At 69.1% G+C, this 21830-nt stretch carries 16 protein-coding genes and 1 tRNA gene; 10 read left to right on the top strand and 7 right to left on the bottom strand.

What is annotated here, in order from left to right:
- Nucleotides 1-625: hypothetical protein (locus tag VN378_RS07270; RefSeq protein WP_325742391.1), on the top strand; the 625-nt coding region annotated here is incomplete at its 5' end.
- 68 nt (nt 626-693) lie between these two features.
- Nucleotides 694-3138: an alpha/beta hydrolase family protein gene (locus VN378_RS07265; RefSeq protein ID WP_325742389.1), complete on the top strand. Its 2445-nt coding sequence runs from the start codon at nt 694-696 to the stop codon at nt 3136-3138.
- Between the two features lie 166 nt (nt 3139-3304).
- Here VN378_RS07265 and VN378_RS07260 read toward each other — a convergent pair whose 3' ends face one another.
- Together VN378_RS07260 and VN378_RS07255 are read right to left on the bottom strand one after the other, a co-directional pair.
- On the bottom strand, nt 3305-4981 hold the full coding sequence (locus VN378_RS07260) for an alkaline phosphatase D family protein (protein WP_325742387.1): 1677 nt from the start codon (nt 4979-4981) through the stop codon (nt 3305-3307).
- Between the two features lie 11 nt (nt 4982-4992).
- On the bottom strand, nt 4993-7566 hold the full coding sequence (locus VN378_RS07255; protein ID WP_325742385.1) for a TonB-dependent receptor: 2574 nt from the start codon (nt 7564-7566) through the stop codon (nt 4993-4995).
- Nucleotides 7567-7798: 232 nt separating this feature from the next.
- Between VN378_RS07255 and VN378_RS07250 the strand changes: the two genes are divergently transcribed.
- The 5 genes from VN378_RS07250 (at nt 7799) to VN378_RS07230 (ending at nt 13550) form a co-directional block, all read left to right on the top strand.
- Entirely contained in the window at nt 7799-9223 is a 1425-nt protein-coding gene (locus VN378_RS07250; protein ID WP_325742383.1) for a circularly permuted type 2 ATP-grasp protein, read from the top strand.
- A gap of 147 nt (nt 9224-9370) precedes the next feature.
- A complete protein-coding gene (locus VN378_RS07245) occupies nt 9371-10303 on the top strand; it encodes an alpha-E domain-containing protein (RefSeq protein WP_325742380.1) in 933 nt (310 codons plus the stop codon).
- A 3-nt stretch (nt 10304-10306) separates the two neighbouring features.
- Nucleotides 10307-11134 (top strand): transglutaminase family protein, encoded by an 828-nt coding sequence (locus tag VN378_RS07240; protein ID WP_325742378.1) that lies wholly within the window; start codon nt 10307-10309, stop codon nt 11132-11134.
- Between the two features lie 69 nt (nt 11135-11203).
- Entirely contained in the window at nt 11204-11980 is a 777-nt protein-coding gene (locus VN378_RS07235) for a peptidase (protein WP_325742376.1), read from the top strand.
- 178 nt (nt 11981-12158) lie between these two features.
- Complete coding sequence (locus VN378_RS07230; protein WP_325742374.1) at nt 12159-13550, top strand: glycoside hydrolase family 47 protein; 1392 nt, start codon at nt 12159-12161, stop codon at nt 13548-13550.
- Here VN378_RS07230 and VN378_RS07225 read toward each other — a convergent pair.
- The 3 genes from VN378_RS07225 to VN378_RS07215 all read right to left on the bottom strand — a co-directional run bounded on the left by VN378_RS07225 (nt 13547) and on the right by VN378_RS07215 (nt 16587).
- Nucleotides 13547-14104, bottom strand: coding sequence for a hypothetical protein (locus VN378_RS07225; protein WP_325742372.1), 558 nt, complete (start codon nt 14102-14104; stop codon nt 13547-13549). The genes VN378_RS07230 and VN378_RS07225 overlap by 4 nt on opposite strands.
- An 8-nt stretch (nt 14105-14112) precedes the next feature.
- Nucleotides 14113-16446 (bottom strand): GH92 family glycosyl hydrolase, encoded by a 2334-nt coding sequence (locus VN378_RS07220; RefSeq protein WP_325742370.1) that lies wholly within the window; start codon nt 16444-16446, stop codon nt 14113-14115.
- Nucleotides 16447-16511: 65 nt separating this feature from the next.
- Nucleotides 16512-16587 (bottom strand) — tRNA-Lys (locus tag VN378_RS07215).
- A gap of 200 nt (nt 16588-16787) precedes the next feature.
- Here VN378_RS07215 and VN378_RS07210 point away from each other — a divergent pair.
- Nucleotides 16788-18239 (top strand): amino acid permease, encoded by a 1452-nt coding sequence (locus VN378_RS07210; RefSeq protein ID WP_325742368.1) that lies wholly within the window; start codon nt 16788-16790, stop codon nt 18237-18239.
- Complete coding sequence (locus VN378_RS07205) at nt 18239-18592, top strand: Hpt domain-containing protein (RefSeq protein ID WP_325742366.1); 354 nt, start codon at nt 18239-18241, stop codon at nt 18590-18592. Before VN378_RS07210 ends, VN378_RS07205 begins: the two co-directional genes overlap by 1 nt.
- A 233-nt stretch (nt 18593-18825) precedes the next feature.
- Here VN378_RS07205 and VN378_RS07200 read toward each other — a convergent pair whose 3' ends face one another.
- Complete coding sequence (locus tag VN378_RS07200) at nt 18826-19170, bottom strand: chorismate mutase (RefSeq protein ID WP_325742364.1); 345 nt, start codon at nt 19168-19170, stop codon at nt 18826-18828.
- Nucleotides 19142-19957 (bottom strand): ferredoxin--NADP reductase, encoded by an 816-nt coding sequence (locus VN378_RS07195; RefSeq protein ID WP_325742362.1) that lies wholly within the window; start codon nt 19955-19957, stop codon nt 19142-19144. Before VN378_RS07195 ends, VN378_RS07200 begins: the two co-directional genes overlap by 29 nt.
- Before the next feature lie 263 nt (nt 19958-20220).
- On the opposite strand from VN378_RS07195, the gene VN378_RS07190 reads away from it, so the two are divergent.
- A partial coding sequence (locus VN378_RS07190; protein ID WP_325742360.1) for a DPP IV N-terminal domain-containing protein occupies nt 20221-21830 on the top strand: 1610 nt, incomplete at its 3' end.

Below are 21830 nucleotides of genomic sequence, written 5' to 3'. Positions count from 1 at the left end.
GGGGCGTGTGCCGATGTGCTTCGAGGCGCCGGCCGAGGGGGACGCCTGGGCCCGCGAGAAGGTGATGGACGCCGCCGCCGCCTGGGAGGCTGTGGCCCGGGTGGAGTTCGACATCCTCGCCGCCTGCCCGGCGCCCGGGTCAGGCCCGCGCCGTATCCCGGTGCGGATCGAGCACGATCCCGAGCTGTTCGCCTCGTCCAGCCATCTGGGCGTCAATCTGGTGCGCGGCGGGACGATCACGCTGAACGCCGACTATCTGGTCACCAACCGCATCTGCGGCCGGCGCGGGACGGTCGGGCGCGAGGGCTGCTTCTATGCCGACGCCCTGCATGAGCTGGGACACGCCCTGGGCTTTTCGCACGACCATGTCAGCCCGCGCGCGCCCGACTGCGTCGCCCGCCAGAGCACGCCCGAGGCCGAGGTCGCCGACGAGCAGTATTACGATCCCGCCTCGGTCATGAATTACTGCAACCCCGAGCGCTGGAAGGGGCGGTTGAGCCCCGCCGACCTGTGCTCGGTCCGCGCCGCCTACGGCGGACCGCACGGCGACCGGCCCAGCCGGGCCAGCTGCTACGCCATGACGGGCGCGACCATGCGCGGCAGGGAAGGCGGCCGGCGGCCTTGACCCCCGTTCGCTTCGGCCCCTAGCGTGCGGCGCCCCGGGGAGAGGGCGATCAGTTCGGGGAATTCCATATGCGTCGTCATCTGCTTGGTCGGGCCCTGCCCGTCTTCGTCCTGCTGGCCGCCGTGGCCGGGCCTGCGCTGGCGCAGGAGGGACTGACCTATCAGCAGCCGCCGTCGCCGATCGCGGAGATTCTGGACACGAAGCCGACGCCGACGCCGAGCCTGTCGCCCGACGACCGGACGCTGGCCCTCTACGACCGGGCCAATCTCCCGCCGATCGCCGAACTGGCCGAGCCTATGCTGAGGCTGGCGGGATACCGGATCAATCCGCGCAACAACGGGCCGGCGAACAGCCGCGTGACCTGGCTGACGGGATTGAGCTTCCAGCCGGTCGCGGGCGGCGGCCCGCGCACGGTCGAGCTTCCGGCGAACGCCCGCTTCCTGTCGCCCAGCTGGTCGCCAGATAGCCGGTCTCTGGTCCTGCTGATGGACGCGCCGACGGGGCTGGAGTTGTGGACGGTGGACGTGGCCAGCGGCCGCGCGCGCAAGCTGACGGACGCGCGGGTCAACGCCGCGGGTGGCGGGGCCTTCGACTGGCTGCCCGACAGCTCGGGCCTGATGGTGCGGATGACGCCCGAAGGCCGCGGCGCGGCGCCGGACGTGTCGCGTCCGCCCGCCGGTCCGACCGTGGCCGAGAGCATGGGCCGGGCGGCGCCAGCGCGGACCTATCAGGACCTGCTGACCGATCCGGGCGACGAGGCCCTGTTCGATCACTATTTCACTTCGCAGCTGACGCTGGTGCCGCTGAACGGGGCGGCCCGATCGCTGGGCGCGCCGGCCATCTATCTGGGCGCCAGCGTGTCGCCGGACGGCCGGCATGTGCTGCAGACGATGGTCAAGCGGCCCTACAGCTATGTCGTGCCCGCCGGCCTGTTCCCGGCGGACGTCGTGGTCACGGACCTGAACGGCCGGGTGGTTCATCGCGTGGCCGACCTGCCGTTGAGGGACAATATCCCGACGCCGTTCGACGCCGTGGCGCCCGGCCCGCGCTCGGTGCAGTGGCGCGCCGACGCCCCGGCGACCCTGGTCTGGACCGAGGCCCAGGACGGCGGCGATCCGCGCACGCCCGCCGAGGTCCGCGACCGCGTCTTCACCCTGGCCGCGCCGTTCAGCGGGGCGCCGGTTCCGCTGATCAATCTGAAGGAACGCTACGCCGGGGTGACCTGGGGCGATGCGGACACCGCCCTGGTCTACAGCCGCTGGTTCAACAACCGGCATGAGACCCGGTTTGTGGTCGATCCGTCGAACCCGGGAACGGGCCGCGTCCTGCTGGAGCGCAACTATCAGGATCGGTACAACGACCCCGGCTTCCCGGTGACCGAGCCCAACGACAACGGCTTCCCCGTCATCCGCTTTGCGCAGGACGGCCGGGTGCTGATGACCGGCGCCGGAGCGACGCGCGCGGGCGAGTATCCGTTCCTGGCCGCCATGGACCTGGCCGACGGCCAGTCGCAGCGGCTGTGGACCTCGGCCAGCGGGGACTATGAAACCGTCGTCGGCTTCCTCGATGAAGAGGGTCGCCGGGTGGTGACCCGCCGCGAGACGCGCAACGATCCGCCCAACCTGTTCGTGCGCGACCTGACCGCCGGCCAGCCGGACGCCCTGACACACTTCCCCGATCCGGCGCCGCAGATGGCGGGCGTGACGCGTCAGACGATCAGCTATGCGCGCGCCGACGGGGTGCAGCTGTCGGGCGAACTGTATCTGCCGGCCGGCTACGACAAGGATCGCGACGGCCCGCTGCCCCTGGTCATGTGGGCCTATCCGGCCGAGTTCACCGACGCCGCCGTGGCCGGTCAGGTGGTCGACGCCGCCAACCGCTTCACGCGGCCGGGCGGGATCAGCCATCTGTTCCTGCTGACCCAGGGCTACGCCGTGCTGGACAATCCCTCGATGCCGATCGTCGGCGTCAACGGGGCCGAGCCGAACGACACCTATATCGAACAGCTGAAAGCCAGCGCCCAGGCGGCGGTCGACGCCGTCGTCGGCATGGGCGTGGCCGACCGTGACCGGATCGCGGTGGGCGGACACAGCTACGGCGCCTTCATGACCGCCAACCTGCTGGCGCACACCGACCTGTTCCGCACCGGCATCGCGCGGTCCGGCGCCTATAACCGGACCCTGACGCCGTTCGGCTTCCAGGCCGAGCAGCGCACCTACTGGGAGGCCGGCGACACCTATACGGAGATGTCGCCCTTCACCTACGCCAACAAGGTCAATGAGCCGATCCTCCTGATCCACGGCGAGGCCGACGACAATTCGGGCACCTTCCCGATCCAGTCCGAGCGGTTCTATGCGGCGCTGAAGGGGCAGGGGGCGACGGTGCGCTATGTCGTCCTGCCGCTGGAGGCCCACGGCTATCGCGCGCGGGAATCGGTGGGGCACACCCTGTGGGAGATGACCCGCTGGCTGGACCAGTATGTGAAGAACGCGGGACCGAGGGCGGGGCAGTAGGCCGGCGCCGATGTCTCCTCCCCGCGCCTTTGGCGTGGGGAGGGGGACCGCGAAGCGGTGGAGGGGCGCCAACCGCACGAACCCGGGGCCGGATACCCCTCCACCCCTTCGGGGTCCCCCTCCCCATCGCTTCGCGACAGGGAGGAGACGGTTTTCTCGCGGTGCGTTACGCCTCCACGATCTCCCCCAGACCGTCCGCCGTCCTCGCCACGGTGAAGGTCTTCAGCACGCCCGCTTCATAGGGTTTGGCGAACAGGGTGGAGACGGTGCGCAGTTCGGCCCTGGCCTGATCCGGCGTCAGGGTCAGCAGGACGTAGCCCTTGGCCGACTGGTCGCAGAAGACGACCTCGTCATTGGCCTGCATCAGGGCGGCGCCGAGCGGCATGCGGGGGACGGCGTCGCCGGGCGAGGGGCTGGAGATGGCGCTGGTTCCGAACTCGACGCCGCGGCGGGCGCCGGCGGCGTCCTTGAGGTCGTCGACCCAGAAGGCGTGGCTGTCGCCGGCCAGGACGATGGGCTGGACCCCCGCCTCGGCGAAGGCGGCGTACAGGCGTTCGCGGCCGGCGGGATAGCCGTCCCAACTGTCGAGGTTGAAGGGCACGCCCAGTTTGAACAGCTCGATCGACTGCTGGACCTGGGCGCGGACGCCCGCGGGTAGGGAGCCCAGCAGGCCGGCGATCTGCGTCGGGCTGGCCATCCGGGTGAGGTCGGGGCCTTGGACCCGGGCCATGACCACCTGGTTGCCGATGACCTGCCACGGCGTGCCCGAGGCGCGGGAGGCCTGAAGCGTGGACTTGATCCAGTCGCGCTGGGCGTCGCCGAGCAGGTCGCGGGCCGGGTCGTTGCGCTTCGTCTGGAAGGCGGCGACGTCGGGGCGGCCGTCGGCGACCGGCATGTCGGCCTCCCAGGTCAGCTGTTCGCCGCGGGCGAGCAGGCGGGTCTCGACCATCAGCAGGCTGGCCAGATCGCCGAAGTCGAAGCTGCGCTGGATGGCCTCGGGCGTCAGGCCGGCGGCGGGTTCGCGGATCGGCATCCACTCGAAATAGGCCTTCAGCGCCGCGGCCTTGCGCGTGGCGTAGTCGCCCTCGGTGGCCGGGGTGTGGTTCTCGGCCCCGGCGGTCCAGGCGTCGTTGGCGATCTCGTGGTCGTCCCAGACGCAGATGAAGGGGGCGCGGGCGTGGGCGGCCTGCAGGTCGGGGTCGGACTTGTACTGGGCGTGGCGGGTCCGGTAGTCGGCCAGGGAGACGATCTCGTGGGCCGGCGCGGGGATGCGGCCCAGCGGGGCGCCCGAGGCCATGCCGTAGGCGTCGGGCTCGGCGCCGTATTCATAGATGTAGTCGCCCAGGTGGACGACGGCGTCGACCCGCTCCAGCTTCGAGACCGCGTCCCAGGCGTTGAACAGGCCGCCGGGGTAGAGCTGGCAGGAGGCGACGGCGAGCACGACCTCGGGGGTCGTGCCGGCGGGCAGGGTGCGGGTGCGGCCCTGCGGCGAGCGGGTCTCGCCGGCGGTGAAGGCGTAGCGATATTCGACGCCGGGCAGCAGGCCCGTGACCGGCACCTTGACCGTGAAGTCGCGGTCCGGCCCGGTCTCGACCGTGCCCGAGGCGACCGAGGCCGCCGCGTCGCTGTCGCGCCAGACCGACCAGTCGACGCGCACCGCGCGGACGGACGGGTCCTGCGGCGTGACGCGGGTCCAGATCACCACGCCGTCGTGCTGAGGATCGCCGGAGGCGACCCCGTGGGCAAAGGCGGCGGCCGAGGACGCGCGGGCGGCGGCGGGGACAGCCGCCCCGGCCGCGCCGGCGCCGAACAGGCCGAGAAGGTCGCGGCGGTGCAAGGTCATCGCTGTGGCTCCTAGTAGCGCAGGCTGAGGGTGGCGCCGTAGGTGCGCGGCTCGCCGGCGATGAAGGTCGGCAGGCCAAGGCCGTCGCCGGTGTTGCCGGCGTCCTTGATGTATTGCTCGTCCAGCAGGTTGTCGCCGAACACCTCCAGACCCCAGTTTGCGTCGGACGGGGCGTAGCGGACCCGCAGGTTCAGCAGGCCGTAGGCCTCCTGGACCTCGTCGACGGCGGTGTCGGGGACGAAGTTGCCGGTCTGCAGGTCGGCGCGGTCATTGTCGTTGTCGAAGAAGGTTTCCGACTGCCAGCTGTACGTCGGCTGGACCTCGAACTCGCCGCCGAACAGGGGGACGCGCCAGGTCAGGCCGACCGAGGCGCGATGGTCGGGCGACAGGCGGAATTTGTTGCCGTCGAAGATGCCCGCCTCGAACCGCGAGTGGTTGTACGCATAGGTCGCGAACAGATCGAGACTGTCCATCGGGCTGAAGAAGGCCTGGCCCTCGAAGCCGTAGGCGGTCGCCTCGCCGGCGTTGGTGGTGAAGAACTGGGTCCCGACCTGAACCGTGGTCTGGAAGTTGGTGTAGTCGTAGAAATACGCCGCGCCATCCAGCCGCAGGGCGCCGCCCATCGTCGCCGTCTTGGCCCCGACCTCGTAGCTGTCGACCAGTTCCTCATCGACGAAGGTGAAGGCCGGCGCGGCGAAGGGCGCGGCCGGCGTACCGGGCGACAGCACGGCCGGACGGCGGCCGCGGGCGTAGTTGGCATAGAGGTTGGCGTCGTCGGTCAGGGCGTAGCGGGCCGTGGCGCGCCAGGTCACGCCGTCGTCCTCGAGATCCTGGCTGACGGTGGAGCCGTTGCCGGCGGTCGGCTGGAAGGTCAGGCCGAACAGGGGGAAGGCGGCGGTGACCGGGGCGGTGGCGGCGCCGGGCTGGGCCAGCTGGAAGACGACGCCGTTGGCGAAGGCCCCGAGGGCGGCGGCCTGGGCCAGGGCGGCGGGCGTGCCCTGGGCGATCAGGGCGGCGATCTGACCCTGCACCTGTTGCACCGCCAGCAGGCCGCCAAGGATGGAACGGCCGTTCTCCGTGGAGGTGGAGATGCCGGTGGTCTTCTCGTCCTGGGTCCAGCGGACGCCGAGGGCGAACTCCAGCCGGTCGGTCGGACGCCAGGTCACATCGCCGAACAGGTCAAAGGATTCCAGTTCGCTGGAGTTGGTGGCGGTTTCGGTGTGCGAGGACTTCAGATTGTTGCGAATGCCCGGGATGAAGGGGGCCGGGATGCCGAATGCCGCCAGGATGGGGTCGATCAGGGCCGGGCTGGAGAAGGCGGCGAGGGGCAGGGCGGTCGTGCCGACGGCGGCCGGGTTGCCATCAAGCAGGCCCGCCAGCTGGGCCAGGGCGACGCGCTCGTTGAACTCGGTCGGGGTGCGCTGGAAGCCTTCCTCGTTGAAATAGCCGGCGCCGATGAAGCCGGAGAGGGCGCCGCCGTTGTCCCAGTTCAGGCGCAGCTCCTGGCTGAACTGCTTGCCCTGGGCGTCCTCGCCCGCGAACAGCAGGGGCAGGGAGATGCCGTCGGGATCGAAGGCCTCATACGACTCGAACTCGCGCCAGGCGGTGGTCGAGGTCAGGGTCAGGGCGTCCGAGAAGTCAAAGCGACCAATACCGGTGACGCCATGAACCGTGCGGTCGAGGCCGAGCGGCTTGCCGCCGTCGAACGTGCCCGAGGGCGTCAGGGCCGCGCCGTCCCACGGATCGCGGCCGCCGAGAACGGCGCCTGTCGTCGGGTCGGCGGGGGAGTAGGCCATGGCCTTGAACGAGGTGCCGGGGCCTTCGTCGGTCTGATAGTTGGCGATCAGGTCGTAGCGGAAGGCGTCGTTCGGCTGGAAGGCGAGGCCGAGACGCCAGGCGTAGGTCTGGAAGCCGTTGTAGTCGGGCCCGCCCAGCAGGTTCTCGACATAGCCCTCGCGGGTCTTCATCCGGGTGGAGAAGCGCAAGGCCAGCATGTCGTTGATCGGGGCGTTCACCATCACTTCGGCCATGGTGTAGCCGAGGTTGCCGAAGGCCAGGCGGCCCGCCGCGTCGACGGCGTCGATATCGGCCTTGTTCTGGATGACGTTGATCGCGCCGATCAGGGCGCCGCGACCGTACAGGGTCGATTGCGGGCCCTTGGCGACCTCGATCCGTTCGACGTCGAACAGCTCGACGTAGGAGCCGCGCGATTTCGAGATGGAGACGCCGTCCTGATAGACCGAGACGCGCGGTTCGTTGGTGGCTTCGCCCGAGTCCGAGGTGATGCCGCGCATCACGAAGCCCGGGTTGTTGGGCGACTGGTTCTGCACCAGCAGGCCGGGGGTGAAGGCCGACAGCTCCTCGAAGTCCTGGACGCCGAGATTCTGAAGCGTTTCACCGCTCAGCGCCGTCAGGGCGAAGGGAACCTCCGCAGCGCTCTGCTCGCGCAACTGTGCGGTGACGATGACCTCGTCCAGGTTGGTCGGCTCTGCATCCTGGGCCGAGGCCGCGCCGGCCAGGCCCCAGACGAGGCCCAGCGCGGTGGCGCCGAGCAGGATGTTGGTCCGTTGAACGCGATGAATCATGGCAGCCCCCTGCGATTGGATGGCGCGGCGTAGCCGTGGTTCATGCCGCACTCGCGACAGCCGCGCGTCGGCCCGGTGAAGCTGCGACGGCGTTCCGGTGACGAACCGTCCGTGGACGCCGCCAGGCGCCGTCGCTGGGAGCGGGCCGGAACGCTTGTCGCGCCGCAACATTCCTGTTGCCTCAGCGGCGCTTGTCGGGTCACGCTGGGATCTTCAGAGCAGCGGGAGCGGCATGGCGTTCGACGAGATGTCAGGTGGGACGCCCGGATATGGGTCGGAGGTCCGCGACAGCTACCGTGGGCTCGCCCGCTGGCTGGCGGAGGCGCCCGACGGCCTGCTGCAGGCGCGCTCGCGCCAGGCCGAGCTGTTCTTCCGCCGCATGGGGATCACCTTCGCCGTCTATGGCGACGCGGAATCCAGCGAACGGCTGATCCCCTTCGACGTTGTGCCGCGCATCATCGGCGCGTCGGAGTGGGCCGGGCTCGAGGCCGGGCTGATCCAGCGGGTCACGGCGATGAACCTGTTCCTGGCCGACGTCTATGGCCCGCAGGAGTGCCTGAAGGCGGGAATCCTGCCGCCCGAGCTGGTGCTGACCAATCCCCACTATGTGCCCGAGATGCAGGGCCGCCGGCCGCCGCGCGGGGTGTGGGTGCATATCGCCGGCGTCGATCTGGTGCGGACGGGCGAGGACGGCTTCTACGTGCTGGAGGACAACTGCCGCACGCCGTCGGGGGTCTCCTACATGCTGGAGAACCGCGAGATGATGATGCGGCTGTTCCCCGACCTGTTCGCCGACTATCCGGTGCGGCCGGTCGAGACCTATACGGACATGCTGCTGGCGTCGCTCAGGGCCTGCGCGCCGGAGGCGGCGGGGGCCGATCCGACGATCGTGGTGCTGACGCCCGGGCCCTTCAACTCGGCCTATTACGAACACTCGTTCCTGGCCGACAAGCTGGGGGTCGATCTGGTCGAGGGGCGGGACCTGTTCGTCGACGACGGCAAGGTGTTCATGCGCACCACCCAGGGACGGCAGCAGGTCGACGTCGTCTATCGGCGCATCGACGACGACTTCCTCGATCCGCTGACGTTCCGGCCGGACTCGGCCCTGGGCGTGCCGGGGCTGATGACGGCCTATCAGGAGGGGACGGTGACCCTGGCCAACGCCGTCGGCACGGGCGTGGCCGATGACAAGGCCGTCTATACCTACATGCCCGAGATCATCCGCTTCTTCACCGGCGAGGAGCCGATCCTGAAGAACGTGCCGACCTGGCGCTGCCGCGAGCCGGAGGCGCTGAAGGAGGTGCTGGGCAAGCTGGACCAGCTGGTGGTCAAGGAGGTCGGCGGGTCGGGCGGCTATGGCATGCTGGTGGGACCGGCGGCGTCGAAAAGCGAGATCGAAGCCTTCCGCAAGAAGCTGATCAACGACCCGGACGACTTCATCGCCCAGCCGACCCTGGCGCTGTCGACCGCGCCGACGCTGGACAAGGGCGAGCTGGCCCCGCGCCACGTCGATCTGCGGCCCTTCGTGCTGTCGAGCCCGGACGGGGTGAGGGTGGCGCCGGGCGGGCTGACGCGGGTGGCGCTGAAGCCGGGCTCGCTGGTGGTCAACTCCAGCCAGGGCGGCGGAACCAAGGACACCTGGGTGCTGGATGTTTGAGCACTTTCTTCCGTGCATCCCCGCGAAGGCGGGGACCCAGGCTTTAATCGCGCCGCCGGTGTTTGACGCCGCGCCGGTTCGCCCAGTCAGCCTGCCAGCCGCTCAAACCTGGGTCCCCGCCTTCGCGGGGATGCACGGTTATTGCACATGCTGAGCCGCACCGCAGACAGCCTGTACTGGACCGGCCGCTATATCGAGCGGGCGGACTTCCTCGCCCGGATTCTGGAGGCGACGCTGAGGCTGGCGGCCATTCCGACGCGCGGTGACGGCGACGCCGGGACGGTGTGGGCCAGCGCCCTCGCCTCGGCCGGGGCACCCAGGGCGCTGGGCCGGTCGCCGACCGAGAAATCGGTGCGCGAGTATCTGGCCTTCGCACCCGACAATTCCTCCTCGATCACCGCTTGTATAACCCGGGCCCGGACCAATGCGCGATCGGTGCGCACCGCGCTGACGGTCGAGCTGTGGGAGGCGATCAACGGGGCGTGGAACGGGCTGGAGGAACAGGGCCAGCCGACCCGGCGCGACGACTTCGCCCGCTTCCTGGAGTGGGTGAAGACGGTCACCCTGTCGGTCGAGGGCGCGACCAGCCGGACCATGCTGAGGAACGACGGCTACTACTTCCTGCGTCTGGGCGCGGCGATCGAGCGGGCCGACAACACGGCGCGGCTGCTGGACGTGAAATATCATCTGCTGCTGCCCGAGGGCGAACGGGTCGGGGGCCAGCTGGACTATTTCCAGTGGACCACCCTGCTGCGCGAGGTGTCGGCGCTGACGGCCTATCGCTGGGTGTACCGGGACAGCGTCAAGCCGTGGCTGGTGGCCGATCTGCTGGTGCTGAACCGGCAGATGCCGCGCTCGCTGGCCAGCTGTCAGGCGTCGATCGTGCGCTATCTGGAGCGGCTGGCCAACGACTACGGCCGGCGCGGGCCGGCGCAGAGGCTGGCGGCGGAACGGATGCGGGCGTTCGATTCATCGCGCATCGAGGCCATCTTCCAGTCGGGCCTGCACGAATACATCCAGGCCTTCCTCGGCGAGAACGGCCGCCTGGGACAGGCGATCCACGACCAGTATCTGAGCTGACCTGTGCGCATCCGTATCGATCACGCGACCACCTACGCCTACGACCGGGCGGCGCGGTTCATCATCCAGACGCTGCGGCTGTCGCCCCGATCGTCCGAGGCGCAGCAGGTGCGGCACTGGCGGGTCGAGACCGACGTTGACGCCCGGCTGCGCAAGTCAGAGGACGCCTTCGGCAACATCGTCCATACGCTCTACACCGAGCAGCCGACCCAGAGCCTGACGGTGCGGGTGTCGGGCGAGGTGGTGACGACCGAGACCGCCGGGGTGGTGCCGCGGGATCAGGAGACGCTGTCGCCACTGGTGTTCCTGCGGGACACGGCGCTGACGAAACGCGACAAGCTGATCTCGGTCTTCGCGTCCGAGTTTTCAGCCCATCCGCCGCTGGAGCGGCTGCACCGGCTGATGGCGGGCATTCATGGCTCGGTGGCGTTCGAGGTCGGGGTGACGACGCCGACGCATACGGCGTCCGAGGTCCTCGCCCTGGGCCGGGGCGTCTGTCAGGACCACGCCCATGTCTTCATCGCCTGCTGCCGCCAGATGGGCGTGCCGGCGCGATACGTCTCGGGCCACCTGCTGCGGCGCGACGGGCAGGACGACCAGGAGGCCGGGCACGCCTGGGCCGAGGCCTGGATCGAGGATCTGGGCTGGGTCGGCTTCGATCCCGCCAACGGCATCTGCTCAACCGAGCGCTATGTGCGCGTCGCGACCGGTCTGGACTATCTGGGCGCGGCCCCGGTTCGGGGCGCCAGCTACGGCGGGGGCGGCGAGCGGCTGGCGGTGCGGCTGAACGTGCGTGATGCGGACATGCAACAGAGCCAGCAACAGGCGTAGGGCCGGGTGGAAGCGGGCGCCGTCCTCGCGCGAATCTGATACCGTCGCCGTCATGATTGCCGTTCAGGAATGGCGCGCCGCATGACCTATTGCGTGGGAATGCTGGTCGAAGAGGGTCTGGCGATGATCGCCGACACCCGCACCAATGCGGGCGTCGACAACATCTCGTCCTATCGCAAGCTGCATGTCGTCGACCGCCCGGGCGAACGGGTGCTGGGCGTCTGCACGGCGGGAAACCTGTCGGTCACCCAGACGGCCCTGGCCATGGCGAAAGAGGGCGTCCACCTGAATGTCGGCGACGAGCCCGAGACGCTGGAGACGGCGCCGACCCTGTTCCGCTGCGCCCAGGTTCTGGGCCATGCCCTGCGCAGCGTGCGGCTGTCGATCGCGCCGGCGCTGGAGGCCGACAGCCTGAACACCTCGGCCTCGATGCTGCTGGGCGGCCAGATCGCGGGCGGCGAGATGGGGCTGTTCCTGATCTACAGCCAGGGCAATTTCATCGAGTGCGGGCGCGACACCCCCTATCTGCAGATCGGCGAGGCCAAGTACGGCAAGCCGATCCTCGAGAGCGGCCTGGCCTTCGATTCCCCGCTGGCCGAGGCGGTCAAGCTGGGCCTGATCTCGTTCTCGACGACCATGCGCAGCAACGTCGGGGTCGGGGCGCCGTTCGACCTGATCACCATCCGGCGCGGCTTCGTCAGCGGCGACCAGCGGCGGATCGAGGAAGACGATCCCTATTTCGCCGACCTGCACGAGCGCTGGACCCGGGCGCAGACGACCGCGCGTCGGTCGATGCCCGAGCCGCCGTGGATGATGGCGCCAAGGCTGGCGGCGAGCCGCACCTGATCCCTCTTCCGATCATCCCGGCGAAAGCCGGGACCCAGTTCTGTCCAGCTTGACGCCGGCGTTTGAGGACATCGGGTAGCGCACACCCGCAGCCGCTGAATCACCCAAAACACTGGGTCCCGGCTTTCGCCGGGATGCACGGAGTTGTGTCGCCCACGCCCTCGGGTCAGGGTGGCGCATGATCCGATCCCCGAACCGCCGCCACGCCCTGTCCCTGATGGGCGGAACCGCCGTCGCCGGACTGACCGGCCCGCCCGTCCTGGCGCAGTCGGAAGACTGGGCCGCCCTCGGCGCGGACGTGAAGGCCGAGTTCAGATGGGCCTGGGACCACTATGTCGACCGGGCCTGGGGCAAGGACGAGATCAATCCGGTCAGCGGGACCTCGCAGTCCTTCTTCATCGACGGCCATGACCTGGGCCTGTCGCTGGTCGAGGCGCTGGACACCCTGTGGATCATGGAGCTGGACGACGAGTTCCAGGCCGGGGTCGACTGGGTCAAGGCCAGGCTGGACTTCGACATCGACGGCTTTGCCCAGGTGTTCGAGACCAATATCCGGCTGGTCGGGGGCCTGCTGTCGGCGCATCTGGCCTGCGGCGATCCGGTGTTGCTGGACAAGGCGAAGGACCTGGCGGACCGGCTGATGAAGGCGTTCGACGCCTCGCCGCACGGCCTGCCGTACCGCTATGTGAACCTGAAGACGGGGGCGGTGCGCGATCCGGAAACCAACCTGGCCGAGATCGGCACCTATGCGACCGAGTTCGGCCTGCTGGGCCAGCTGACGGGCGAGCCGAAATACTATGCGGCGGCGAAGCGGGCGATGAAGCACGCGCTCGACATGCGGTCCGACAAGGGGCTGATGGCGGCCAACATCCATGCGGAGACGGGCCAGTTCACCAGCCGCAACGCCTCGATCGACGTCTATGCCGACAGCTTCTACGAATACCTCTGGGACAGCTGGGAGATGTTCGGCGACGCCGAGATGAAGCTCTGGGCCGAGGAGTGCCTGGCGGCGATGATCGCCCATCAGGGAAAACGCTACGATGGCCGGCTGTGGTTCCCGATGGTGGACTATGAGACCGGGGCGGTGACGGGGACGTCGCAGACGGTGCTGGGCGGCTATCTGGCGGGGCTGCTGGGGCAGGTGGGGCGCAGGGCCGAGGGCGACGACTTCCTGGCCAGCTATACGGAGATGCAGGCGCGCTACACCATCATCCCCGAGTCTATCGACGTCACGACCGGCCTGCCCCGCGGCAAGCGCACCGGCCTGCGGCCCGAGTTCGCCGACGCCTGCCTGAACCTGTGGCTGGGCGACCGGGACGAGCGGTATCGGGCGCTGACGGCGCTGCATTATCGGGCGATGAAGGAGACGTCGAAGGCGGCGTACGGCTACACCTCGCTGGCCGACATCACGACCCGGCCGATGGCCCAGGGCGACAACTGCCCCGGCTACTGGTGGTCCGAGCAGATGAAATACTACTACCTGATGTTCGCCGAGCCGAAGCGGGTGGACCTGGGCAAGCTGGTGCTGAGCACGGAGGCGAACGTGCTGAGGGGGTTTGTGGGGGGTTAGCCTCCGAGGAGGTGACTGTCTCTTGTCGCCGCCACCGCTACTTCCGCAATCCGGCTGAACGCCGCGAAGTTGCGCTCATACTCTAGGCGCAGATCGGGGTTTTCTCGAGCGGGGTAGGCCTCGGTAAATCGTTCTGTCAGTCGCTCAAAATAGAAAAAGCAGCACTCCAAAGCTACGTCCATATTTGGGTAGGTCTCGGTCTTGGGGTCGAGGTCTCGATGAGCGGCATTCTCATCTCGGTACGTTTTCAACACCTCGCGATATTCAGCAAACGCTTCGCGCGACATTCCGAGCGCTGCCAGTAATCCAGTGCGGAATTCGTCCGCATCAAACATATTCTTCCAGTGTAGGCGTTGTTGGTCCGGGTTGTCGGAGCCGAACAGGATGCACCAATCGACAATGGCGGTATCGAACAAGCCACCATTGATCACGTGCCAGAATGTCGCCGTTGGGTGCGGTTTCGATGCCTCGATGGCGCGCTTGATGGCCACGGCGCGAACGATTGTGACGAGGGTGTCCCGAGCAAACACCAAATCCGCGTTCTGAAAGCGCATCGGCGCTTTCACTGCCCGTACCCCGTCATTGAATACGGCCGCGCCTCCGCCCCCACGCCCCAGGTCGTGTTCGGCTCCGCGCCCATGACGAAGCGCAGTTCCCCGCCCGCCATGATCTCGTCGTGCCCGATCCAGGTCCGGGCCAGCGGCTGGCCGTTCAGCGCGACCGACTGGATGTAGGGGTGGTCGTCGGCGAGGCCGTCGGTGACGATGGCGAACCGCTTGCCGTTGGCGAGGTTCAGGACCGTCCGGTCCGTGAACGGCCGCCCGATGACGTACTGGTTCGAGCCCGGGGTGACCGGATAGAAGCCCATGGCGGTGAACATCAGCCAGGCCGACATCTGGCCGACGTCGTCATTGCCGGCGAGGCCGTCGGGGCGGGCGTGGTACTGGCTGGTCACGATCTGCGTCAGCCGCGCCTGGGTGCGCCACGGGGCGCCGGCGTAGACGTACATATAGCCGGTGTGGTGGCTGGGCTCGTTGCCGTGGATGTACTGGCCGATCAGGCCGGCGATGTCCTCGGCGTGGGAGTAGTCGAGCCCCGTGTTGTCGAAGTCGAACATGGCGTCCAGCTTCGCCACCGTCGCCGCGTCGCCGCCCATCAGGCCGACGAGACCGCCCAGGTCCTGGGGCGCGAACCACGAATACTGCCAGGCGTTGCCCTCGGTGTAGTCGCTTCCGTAGTTGATGGCGGTGGGGTCGAAAGGCGTTCGATACGAGCCGTCGGCCAGACGGGCGCGGACGAAGCCGGTGTCGCGGTCGAAGGTGTTGCGCCAGTTGCCGGCGCGGCGGTCGAACTGGGCGGCCACGTCGTTCCGGCCCAGCCGCTCGGCCATGCGGGCGATGGTCCAGTCGTCATAGGCGTACTCGACGGTCTTGGAGGCGGCCTCGGGCTCGCGGTCGATGGGGACGTAGCCGAGGTCCATATAGTCGCCGAGGCCGCCATAGGGCCGGTAGGTCGCGCTGGCGGTCATGGCGTTGAGGGCCGCGGCGCCGTCGATGCCGGGGACGCCCTTCAGATACGCGTCCGCAATGACCGGGACGGCGTGATAGCCGATCATGGTCCAGGTTTCCTGACCGTGGAACGACCAGACGGGCAGGATGCCGTACGGGCTGACCTGCTGCGCGGCGATCAGGGAGTTGACGATGTCGGCGTTGCGGGCGGGCGGGGCGACCAGGGTCAGCAGCGGATGCTCGGCGCGGAAGGTGTCCCACAGGGAAAACGTCGAATGGACGGTGAAGTCGGACTGGTGAACCTGCTGGTCGGGTCCGCGCCAGCGGCCGTCGGCGTCGCCGTGGACGGAGGGCGCGATCAGGGCGTGGTAGAGGGCGGTGTAGAGGGTGGTGCGCATCTCGGGCGCGGCCTCGATCTGGACCACGTCCAGCGCCTGCTCCCACGCGCGGCGTGTGGCGGCGCGCGTGCCGTCGAAGTCGAAATTCCCGCCCTCGGAGTCCAGATTGCGGATGGCCCCGGCCTCGTCGACGGACGAGACGGCGACCTTGACCAGCAGGGGGCCGGCGATCTCGCCGAAGTCGAAGGCGGCCTCGAGCTGGCGGCCCTGCACCTGGTCGCGGTCGCCGGGGGCGCGGCCCGGCTGGCGAAAGCCGTTGTAGGGGATGGCCTCGTCGCGGTCCTGCAACTGATGGCCGACCATGGGGCGCGAGAAGCGCATGGCGAAATAGAGCTGTCGCGCCGGGGCCCAGCCGCGCGTCTCGCGGAAGCCGGTGACCGTGCCGTCGGGATGCAGGCGGATGCGCGACCACAGCACCTTGCCCGGGTAGTCGTAGATGGAGCCGCGGAAATCGAGCAGCACCCGGGCCGGGGCGCCGCGCGGGAAGCTGTAGCGATGCAGGCCGACGCGCACCCCGGCGGTTAGTTCGGCGCGCACGGCCGAGTCGGTCAGGCTGACGGCGTAATAGCCGGGCTCGGCGACTTCCGACGCCTTGCTGTAGCGTGAGCGGTAGCCCGAGCCCGGCTGGTCCGCCGCGCCGGGGTCCCATCTGACCTCGCCCGAGATCGGGGTGATCAGCACGTCGCCGAGGTCGGAATGTCCGGTGCCCGAGAAATGGGTGTGCGAGAACCCCAGGATGGTCGGGTCGTCGTAGCGATAGCCCGAGGCCCAGTCATAGGACTGGCGGAACGGCCGGTAGTCGGTGTCGGGGCTGAGCTGCACCATGCCGAAGGGCGCGACGGCGCCGGGGAAGGTGTGGCCCTTGCCCGACGTGCCGATGAAGGGGTCGACGGCCTCGAACGGGGTCGGCGGAGGGGGCGGGGCCTCCTGTGCGGTGGCGCATCCCGCCAGCGCCATGGCCAGAACCGCCGTCAGCCCGATCCGCCGCATGTAGAAGCCCCCCAGTGCGAAGAAGGGGGGAGCCTAGGCGGGGTGGAGGGGAGAGGGAAGGACGATGGTGGGTGATGTAGGGTTCGAACCTACGACCCGCTGATTAAGAGTCAGCTGCTCTACCAACTGAGCTAATCACCCGGACCATTCGTCCGGCCGAGCCTCGCAAGGCTCGCGCCGTCCCGACCTGCGCCAGTCAGGGACCGGCGTCGGCGAGGGGGCGTACCTAATGGGAATGCCGCTCGCGCGCAAGGGGATTTGGCGACCCGTTCCGGTTTGCCGCAGGACGGTCTAGGGTCGCTGAATCAGCCGCCGGGGAGCGGCGACGGGGGAAACGCACCATGGCCTTCTGGAACCGCCGGCGCTCGATCGACGCCATGCTGGCCCCGCACAGCGGGCATGCGCTGAAGAAGACGCTGAGCTGGCCGCACCTGATGGCGCTGGGGGTCGGGGCCATCGTCGGCACCGGCATCCTGACCCTGATCGGCGTGGGCGCCGGGCTGGCCGGGCCGGCGGTGATGATCAGCTTCGCCCTGGCGGGTCTGGTCTGCGCCTGTGCGGCGCTGGCCTATGCCGAGCTGTCGACCATGATGCCGGCGGCGGGCAGCGCCTACACCTATTCCTACGCCGTGCTGGGCGAGCTGATCGCCTGGATCGTGGGCTGGAGCCTGATCCTGGAATATTCGCTGGTCGTGTCGGCGGTGGCCGTGGGCTGGTCAGGGTATGCGGTCGGTTTCCTGAGCGGCATGGGGCTGGACCTGCCGACGGCGCTGACGGTCGGACCGCATGTGGCGGGTGGGATCGTCAACCTGCCGGCGGTCTTCATCATCGCCGTGGTGACGGGCCTGCTGCTGCTGGGCACGCGTGAGAGCGCGACGCTGAACGCCGTGCTGGTGGTCATCAAGGTCGCGGCCCTGATCGCCTTCGTCGCCATCGCCCTGCCGACGTTCGACCCGGCCAACTTCACCCCCTTCATGCCCAACGGCTTCGGCTCGCCGGCGATTCCGTTCGCCGAGCAGATCACCGGACAGCCCGTGGTCCAGACCGGGGTCATGGCGGCCGCCGCCATCATCTTCTTCGCCTTCTACGGCTTCGACGCCATCTCGACGGCGGCCGAGGAAACCAAGCGGCCCGAGCGTGATCTGGCCATCGGCATCGTCGGCTCGATGGTGATCTGCACGGCCCTGTATCTGGTCGTCGCGGCCGCTGCGATCGGCGCCCGGCCCGTGGCCAGCTTCGCCGCCAGCCCGGAGCCGCTGGCCCTGATCCTGCGCGAGATGGGGCAGGGGACGGCGGCCCAGTGGATCGCGGCCAGCGCCGTGATCGCCCTGCCGACCGTTCTGCTGGCCTTCCTGTTCGGCCAGAGCCGCATCTTCCTGGGCATGGCGCGCGACGGCCTGCTGCCGAGGCGTCTGGCCCGGGTGTCGGTGCGCGGCGTGCCGGCGGTGGTGACGGTGTTCACCGCCATCGTCGTGGCGGCGCTGGCGGGCGTGATGCGTCTGGACGAGCTGGCCTCGCTGGCCAATGCGGGGACCCTCGCGGCCTTCGCGGCTGTGGGCGTCTGCCTGATCGTGCTGCGGGTGCGCGACCCGAACCGGCCGCGCCTGTTCCGGGCGCCGCTGTGGTGGCTGGTGGGCGGGATCACCATCATCGGCTGCATCGTCTTCTTCTTCAGCCTCGCGGCCCGGACCCAGATGTGGTTCGTGATCTGGAACGCGATCGGCCTGCTGATCTATTTCGTCTGGTCGTCGCGGAACTCGCGTCTGGCCAAGGGCGAGGAACAGGAAGGCTGATGGCGCTTCGCGACCTGTCGGGCGCCGTCGACTTCGCCGTCCTCGAGGCGGCGACCGGCGGCGACGACGGGATCAGCGAGGAGGTGCTGGGCCTGTTCGCCCAGCAGGCGGCCCTGTGGTCGCCGATGCTGGACGTGCGGGACGAGGGGTGGCGCGACGCCGTCCACACCCTGCGCGGCGCCGCGGCCGGCATCGGCGCCGGCGCGCTGGCCGAGGCCTGTCAGACGGCGGAGGCGGCGGACAGGGCCGGGGCGCCGCCGCTGCTGGAGCGGGTGCAGGATGCGCTGGAGGCCGCCCTGGGCGACGTGGCGGCGTACCGGCACGAGCTGATGCTGAGGTCGCTGAGGGGCTGAGAGGTTGGCGCGGTTTTCGAAATCGGGGCGCCAACCGTGCCCCCGTGCCAAGCCAGGAGCCTGAAAAGACAGGGAACTGTCTTTCCGCACCCGACCCGTCGCGCCAGATTGTCGGAAATTCCGACGGCGAGTCCTTTCGTTATCGACCCTCTATTTGAACGTTTCAAAGACCCGGCTCAGACATGGGCCGGATCAACGCCGTCACAAGATGGCAACAGGAAAAAATTCCTGCCTCAACCCCGCGTGCGGTCAAAGACCTCGAACTCGTGGGCGATGCAACGGTCGATCAGGGTGCGCCAGACGGGCTCGGCGATGGCGGGGGACAGGCCGGCGGGGCCGGCGGCGGTCAGCACCCTGGACACGACATCCTCGATGCGGGCGTCGTCGTGCACGACCGAGCGGTCCGGCTTGATGCGGGCGGCGGCGTCCATGTAGCGCTGGCGCTCGGCCAGCAGGACGACGAGGGCGCGGTCGAGGGCGTCGACGCCCTGACGGACCTCGGCCATGGTGGCGCAGGCTTCCGGCGCGGTGCGCGGATCGATCGTGACGCTATCCGACAAAGGCGCGCTCCAGCACATAGTCGCCCGGTTCGGCGTTCGAGCCCTCCTTCATGCCGAAGGTTTCGAGCAGTTCGGCCGTCTCCTTGATCATGGCCATGGAGCCGCACAGCATGACCCGGTCCCGTTCGGGCGAGAAGCCCTGGGGCAGGCCGAGGTCGGCGAACAGGGCGCCGGATTTGATGCGGTCGGTGATCCGGCCGGGCGTTTCGAACGGCTCGCGGGTGACGGTGGGATAGTAGGTCAGCCGGGCCTTCGCCTCGTCGCCGACCAGTGGGTCCTCGTGGATGCCCGAGGTCAGGAAGTCGCGATAGGTCAGGTCGGCCACGTGGCGCACCGTGTGGCAGACCACGACCTGGCCGAAGCGGGCCCAGGTGTCGGGATCGCGGACCACGCTGAGCCAGGGCGCCAGGCCGGTGCCGGTGCCGATCAGCCACAGGCGCTCGCCGCCGGTCAGGGCGTCGAGAACCAGGGTGCCGGTCGGCTTCTTGCCCATCAACACGGTGTCGCCCGGCTGAATCTTCTGCAGGCGCGAGGTCAGGGGCCCGTCCGGCACCTTGATCGACAGGAATTCCAGCTGCTCGTCCCATGAGGGGCTGGCGATGGAATAGGCGCGAAGAATCGGCTTGCCGCCGTCTTCGCCCGGCAGGCCGATCATCACGAACTCGCCCGAGCGGAAGCGGAAATCCTCGGGCCGGGCGATGGCGAAGCTGAACAGCTGGTCGGTCCAGTGGCGCACCCACAGCACCTCCAGCTCGTGGAAGGGCGAGGCTTTGGCGGGGGGAGTGGAAACGGCGAGATCGGTCATCTGCGGGCTTATTAGGGTGTGGGGGACGGAAGCGGAAGGGATGCGGTGTCGCGCTGATCCTTCCCTTCTCCCCTTGCGGGAGAAGGTGGCCCGCGAAGCGGGTCGGATGAGGGGTCACGCAGATCCTGGACGCATCGGATCGCCAGCCGGACAAGGCGGTTCGACCCCTCATCCGTCAGGCCTGCGGCCTGCCACCTTCTCCCGCAAGGGGAGAAGGAAGAAGTGGGATGACGCAGCAGTTTTCAGCCGCTAGCGTCCGGTTCATGCGCAACAAACTCCTCGCCTCCACCCTGTTCCTTGCGGCGTTGTCGCCGTTCACCGCCGCGATGGCGCAAAGTTCGGATGGGGCCGCCGACCCGGCGATCCTGACGCCCGAGCGGGTGTTCGCCAATCCGTCCCTGTCGGGGCCGGTGGCCAAGTCGGTCAGCCTGTCGCCCGATGGCGAGCTGGTGGCCTTCCTGCGGTCGCGCGAGGACGACGTGGACGTGCTGGACCTGTGGGCCGCGCCCATCGGCGCCGGCGAGCCGTTCAAGCTGATCGACGCGCGGGCGCTGGTTCCTGACGCGGGCGAACTGTCCGAGGCCGAGAAGGCGCGGCGCGAGCGGATGCGGATCAGCGCGCGCGGCGTGGTCGAATATTCGTGGGACGAGCAGGGCCGCTATATCCTGGCCCCGCTGGAAGGCGACATCTTCCTGGCCAGCCGTGAGGGCGGAGCGGTGCGCCGCCTGACCGAGACCCCGGCCGACGAGATCGACGCCAAGGTCTCGCCCAAGGGCAACTATGTCTCGTTCGTGCGCGACCAGGATCTGGTCGTGCTCGATCTGGCCGGCGGCGCGGAGACCCCGGTCACCGACGACGGCGAGGGGCTGATCACCTGGGCGACCGCCGAATTCATCGCCCAGGAAGAGATGAACCGCGACACCGGCTACTGGTGGAGCCCGGACGAACGCTACATCGCCCTGCAGCGGACCGATGAATCGACCGTCGACGTCGTCCCGCGGCTCGACATCACCGGGGGCGGGGCCGCGGTGGTCGAGCAGCGTTATCCGCGCGCGGGACGGCCCAACGCCGTGGTCGAACTGTATGTGCGCGACATCGTCGGCGGCGGCCGGGTCAAGGTCGATCTGGGCGAGAACACCGACATCTATCTGGCGCGGGTCAACTGGTCCGCGGACGGCCGCACCCTGTATGTGCAGCGCCAGAGCCGCGATCAGAAACGGCTGGATCTGCTGAGCGTCGATCCGGCGACCGGCGCGTCGCGCGTGATCTCGACCCAGCGGTCGGACGCCTGGGTGGCGCTGACGGACGACTTCAAGGCGCTGGACAACGGCGACTTCATCTGGTCGTCGGAAGAGACCGGCTGGCGGCACCTGTATCTGTACAATCGCGAGGGTCGGCGGCTGCGGGCGATCACGCGCGGCGACTGGCCGGTCAAGTCGCTGAACGGCGTCAACCAGGCCACGGGCGAGGTCTTCTTCACCGCCTCGATGCGCGGCGGTCGGGAACAGCCGGTCGAGCAGCAACTGTTCCGCGCCTCCCTGCGCCGGACCGTCGAGCCGGCGCCGGTGACGCCCGCAGGGGGCTGGTGGAGCGCTTCGGTCAACAAGACCGGCACGGCCTTCGTCGGCAACTACACCGACCTGGACACGCCCATGCAGTCGGGCCTGTACCGCGCCGACGGAACCTTCGTGCGGTGGATCGAGGAGAACCGGCTGGACGCGGATCATCCGATGTATCCGTTCCTCTCGCGCCGCGGCCAGGTGACGTTCGGGACGCTGCCCAGCCACGGCGAGACCCTGGTCTGGCAGATGACCACGCCGCCGGGCTTCGATCCGTCGAAGACGTATCCGGTGGTGATGCAGGTCTATGGCGG

Origin of the sequence: Brevundimonas sp. (assembly GCF_035561115.1) — a bacterium.
In the GTDB taxonomy this organism is placed as follows: Bacteria; Pseudomonadota; Alphaproteobacteria; order Caulobacterales; family Caulobacteraceae; genus Brevundimonas.
The sequence above is the reverse complement of the archived record's forward strand: the minus strand, read 5'-3'. Positions and strand labels throughout refer to the sequence as shown.

Coding starts and splice junctions, on each gene's coding strand:
- VN378_RS07265 (WP_325742389.1), top strand. CDS start 694: ATGCGTCGTCATCTGCTTGGTCGGGCCCTGCCCGTCTTCGTCCTGCTG.
- VN378_RS07260 (WP_325742387.1), bottom strand. CDS start 4,981: ATGACCTTGCACCGCCGCGACCTTCTCGGCCTGTTCGGCGCCGGCGCG.
- VN378_RS07255 (WP_325742385.1), bottom strand. CDS start 7,566: ATGATTCATCGCGTTCAACGGACCAACATCCTGCTCGGCGCCACCGCG.
- VN378_RS07250 (WP_325742383.1), top strand. CDS start 7,799: ATGGCGTTCGACGAGATGTCAGGTGGGACGCCCGGATATGGGTCGGAG.
- VN378_RS07245 (WP_325742380.1), top strand. CDS start 9,371: ATGCTGAGCCGCACCGCAGACAGCCTGTACTGGACCGGCCGCTATATC.
- VN378_RS07235 (WP_325742376.1), top strand. CDS start 11,204: ATGGCGCGCCGCATGACCTATTGCGTGGGAATGCTGGTCGAAGAGGGT.
- VN378_RS07230 (WP_325742374.1), top strand. CDS start 12,159: ATGATCCGATCCCCGAACCGCCGCCACGCCCTGTCCCTGATGGGCGGA.
- VN378_RS07225 (WP_325742372.1), bottom strand. CDS start 14,104: ATGCGCTTTCAGAACGCGGATTTGGTGTTTGCTCGGGACACCCTCGTC.
- VN378_RS07220 (WP_325742370.1), bottom strand. CDS start 16,446: ATGCGGCGGATCGGGCTGACGGCGGTTCTGGCCATGGCGCTGGCGGGA.
- VN378_RS07210 (WP_325742368.1), top strand. CDS start 16,788: ATGGCCTTCTGGAACCGCCGGCGCTCGATCGACGCCATGCTGGCCCCG.
- VN378_RS07205 (WP_325742366.1), top strand. CDS start 18,239: ATGGCGCTTCGCGACCTGTCGGGCGCCGTCGACTTCGCCGTCCTCGAG.
- VN378_RS07200 (WP_325742364.1), bottom strand. CDS start 19,170: ATGTGCTGGAGCGCGCCTTTGTCGGATAGCGTCACGATCGATCCGCGC.
- VN378_RS07195 (WP_325742362.1), bottom strand. CDS start 19,957: ATGACCGATCTCGCCGTTTCCACTCCCCCCGCCAAAGCCTCGCCCTTC.